At 59.1% G+C, this 3,974-nt stretch carries 2 protein-coding genes and 1 pseudogene; all 3 read left to right on the forward strand.

All coding sequences use genetic code 11. The features are described 5' to 3' along the window. Positions 1–744: pseudogene (locus B5F34_RS16950) on the forward strand (conjugal transfer protein TraG); the annotation flags it as partial. 7 nt (positions 745–751) lie between these two features. Further along, a complete protein-coding gene (locus tag B5F34_RS16955; protein ID WP_087340929.1) occupies positions 752–3,289 on the forward strand; it encodes a hypothetical protein in 2,538 nt (845 codons plus the stop codon). Continuing rightward, positions 3,286–3,974 (forward strand): hypothetical protein (locus B5F34_RS16960; RefSeq protein ID WP_087340928.1); only part of this gene is annotated, 689 nt, incomplete at its 3' end. The genes B5F34_RS16955 and B5F34_RS16960, both read left to right, overlap by 4 nt.

Raw genomic sequence — 3,974 nt, forward strand, 5'->3', positions numbered from 1 at the left:
CTGAACGAGAACGTGGACACCACCCTGTTCTCGGAGACCTTCATCGTCTTCGAAGTGGACGCAATCAAGGAAAACAAGAAGCTGTTCCCCATCGTGACGCTCATCATCATGGACGTGTTCCTGCAGAAGATGCGCATCAAGAAGAACCGCAAGGTGCTGGTGATAGAGGAAGCGTGGAAGGCCATCGCCAGCCCGCTGATGGCGGAGTACATCAAGTTCATGTACAAGACCGCAAGAAAGTTCTGGGCCTCGGTGGGCGTGGTGACGCAGGAGATACAGGACATCATCGGCAGCGAGATCGTGAAGGAAGCCATCATCAACAACTCCGATGTGGTGATGCTGCTCGACCAGAGCAAGTTCAAGGAGCGGTTCGACAGCATCAAGGCCATATTGGGCCTGACCGACGTGGACTGCAAGAAGATATTCACCATCAACCGGCTGGAGAACAAGGAAGGGCGCAGCTTCTTCCGCGAGGTCTTCATCCGTCGCGGTTCGACCAGCGGCGTGTACGGCGTGGAGGAGCCGCACGAATGCTACATGACCTACACCACCGAGCGTGCGGAGAAGGAAGCGTTGAAGCTGTACAAGAGAGAACTCCGTTGCAGCCACCAGGAGGCCATCGAAGCGTACTGCCGCGACTGGGACGCCAGCGGCATCGGCAAATCCCTGCCTTTCGCCCAGAAGGTGAACGCCGCAGGGCATGTGTTGAATCTGAAAAAGAGTGATAAAAACAACCAGCAATGAAATGACCATGAGACGACTGTTGTTCCTACTGACACTCCTGTCGCTGTCCGCCGTGCAGCATGTCCGCGCCCAGTATTACAGCGTGAACTACGACGCACGCACCGTGGCGGCGATGGCAGCCGCCTTCGGCACGGAGACGGTGGCCGAGAGCTATTACCGGGAGCAGGTGGACGACATCCTCAAGCACTATACGGCTGCGGAGGTCGCCGCCGCCGGCATCTTCTCGTCGAAGTTCCTTGAGCACAAGGCCCTGTCCGAGCTCGGCATCTGGAGCAGCAGCACGGAGAACTACTATTACCGCCGCATCTACAACATGGTCGCCCGGAAAATCATACCGAAGACCTGGGTGGTGGCGAAGATGATGCTCCGTTCCCCGCAGACGGCGCTCTACTGGGGCAGCTACCTGATGAAAGTGTGCGACGACACCAAGAGCCTGTGCATGCAGTTCGAGAGCATCGTGACCAACAGCACGCTGACCTTTTCCGACGTGGCCTTCCTTGAAATCAAGGAAGAGTTCGCCTCCCTGCTGCGGCTCAGCGAGCTGGGAAACACCGACTGGCAGCGGATGCTGGACGACCTGGCCCGCATACCGGACAACTTCACGAAGGAAAACCTGCAAAGCGACCTCGACAACCTGTACAACATGGGTGTGGGGCTCGCCACGGCGGGTATCGGGAATATCGGCGACGCCCTGCTGCAGACCAGCTCGTTCCATGACCTGATGAACGGCAAGGTGGAAGAGATATTCAACCTGTACGACCATTACAGCCACCTGTACGAAGCGGCGGAGCGGGATGCCGGGCGGCTCCTGCTCGACATGGTGGGCGGTCCGGAGAATGTGGCCGGGCTGTTCGACTTCAGCAACTACGACCTGACCTCGTGGATCACCGACTACATGGACGAGTCCGCCGGGAACTACTACACCCAGCGGTGGTACATCGCCCGCCGGGAACAGGGCAGCGTACCGCTGTGCGACTATTATCCGCCCACGGACGACAACAGCATCCTGAACGGCGGCGAGTGGACCCGTTTCGAGACCGGCGACGCCGGGTTCTATCCCAACGCCTCGCAGCGCGAGCAGGCCCTCTCCAACTCGGAGCGGTATGCCGGGTGGTCGCGCGACCGGGTGCAGGAGCTGAACAACCAAAACGACGGCTACACTTACTCCATCAGCTACAGCCAGAGGGCCTACGTCATCAGCCGTGGCGGGAAACAGACCAAGAAGGCATACGCCTACGAAATCCATGTGACCCAAAGCTGGAACCGCGAAGAGGTGGTATATGAGGAAGTGTTCGACTCCTACACGATGGACCTGAACACCTTCAAGGCGCAGCTCAACGCCCGCCTGTCGGAAATCAACGAGAACGAGGAAGGATATACCTATTATATTGCTTCCGACGCGCGGAACTACTACCAGGCGACGGATGCCGCCAAGCTGCAGGGCTGCGAGAGCGTGACCATCAGCGTGACCTGTTCTGACGGCGCCACCCTCGGACAAGGAAGCACCCAGTACAAATGCCGCAAGTGCGGCAGTTCGCTGGACGGGCATTCGAAGGAGTGCGCCATGCAGACCACCGTGACGGACAACGAGCTGGACACCTCGGAACTGGACGGGATGGTGCAGGAAGCCGAGAGCCGGGTGTCCGTCCTCCAGTCGCAGATCAATGCCCTGGAAGACGAGAACGAGACCCTGCTGAAGAAGATTTCCGAATCGAGCGTGGAAGACGCCGCCGTTTACCGGCAGCAGTACAACAGCAACCTGACACAGATAAATCAGCTCAAAGGTGAACTCTCTGACTGGCAGAAAAAGCTGTCTGAATACGAAGATGCGAAGTCCGAGGCTGCTGCGGACAACGCCGTCACTACGGATGATTATTACCGCATCCCGGCCATCATGCAGGACTGCAAGACCTCATACAACCTGACATGGCAGGACGGCGGCTCGTGGAGCGGCTACACCTTCGTGCGCAAGGCCACCATGCCGGACATCAACGGCGTCATCACCTTCAGGGCGACCCTCTCGATAGCGAGGAAGCCCAAATACTTCCTCGGCATCAAGATACACCGCGCCATCCTGCAGATTTCGTGGGAGCTGACCACGGAATACACCGACACCCATGTGGCCGACGTGCTGACGCTTGACCCGAACCTGTCGGATGCTGAAAAGACCAAACTGGTGAACGACCGCATCGCGGAGATAGCGAGGGAATACCCCTCCTGCAAGATCACCACCGAATACGCCAGTACGCCGCCGCTGGAGGATACGCCCACCGGGGACGTGTACCACCTGTTGTGGTCGAGCGACCGGCTGGAAATCGCCCGCGAGGTGGACACTCGCCTCACGAGAATCTACGCCGACCTCGTGTCGCTGGAGAAGATGATGCACTACAAGTACAGCATCATCGACATGCTGAAGGACGTGCTGCCCGAACCGGACACGGACGAAGGGCGCAGGCTCACCCTTGTGGAAGAATGCCACGAACGGTGGGTGGAGAATGCGCGGAACCTGCGCGGCGGGAACGGAAGAAAGGAGGACGGGCTATGAGACAGCGACTGACCCTGACCTTCCTGCTGCTGGCCCTCCTGCCGTGTATCGCCAGAGCCCAGTGGACTTTCGACATCGTGTCGGTGGAAGCCTACATCAACGACCACAAGAAACAGCGCAGTCTGCTGCTGGCCCGCAGCACCCTGGAATACAGCAACAAGCTGCTTCACGAGTACAGCCGTGACGCCACCGTGGAATACAAGGAGCTGAACGTGGACCTTGACCGGTACACCCGCGCCTTCGACGTCATCGACGTGATGTACCAGTCCCTGCGGACGGTGCTGAACGCCAAGGACACCTATACGGCCGTGAGCGACCGCATCGGCGACTACAAGGACATGCTGACCGAGTTCAACGACAAGGTGCTGAAACGCGGCAAGGCCGAGCCGGAAGACCTGCTGATACTCACGATAAACAAGAAGGCGATAGAGGCCATCGCCCGTGACGGGGAGCAACTGTACAGGTCGCTGGGCGACCTCGTGCTGTACGCCACCGGAGCGGCGGCCTGCTCGACCTCCGACCTGCTGATGGTGATGGAAGCCATCAACGGTTCGCTTGACGACATCGAGCGGCACCTGAACCGGGCCTACCTGGAGACCTGGCGCTACATACAGGTGCGCATCGGCTACTGGAAAGAGAAGATATACCAGGCACGCAGCCGCCGGGAAATCATCGACGGGGCCTT

It is taken from the genome of Mediterranea sp. An20, from assembly GCF_002160055.1.
Taxonomy (GTDB): domain Bacteria; phylum Bacteroidota; class Bacteroidia; order Bacteroidales; family Bacteroidaceae; genus Bacteroides; species Bacteroides avicola.

Coding starts and splice junctions, on each gene's coding strand:
- B5F34_RS16955 (WP_087340929.1), top strand. CDS start 752: ATGAGACGACTGTTGTTCCTACTGACACTCCTGTCGCTGTCCGCCGTG.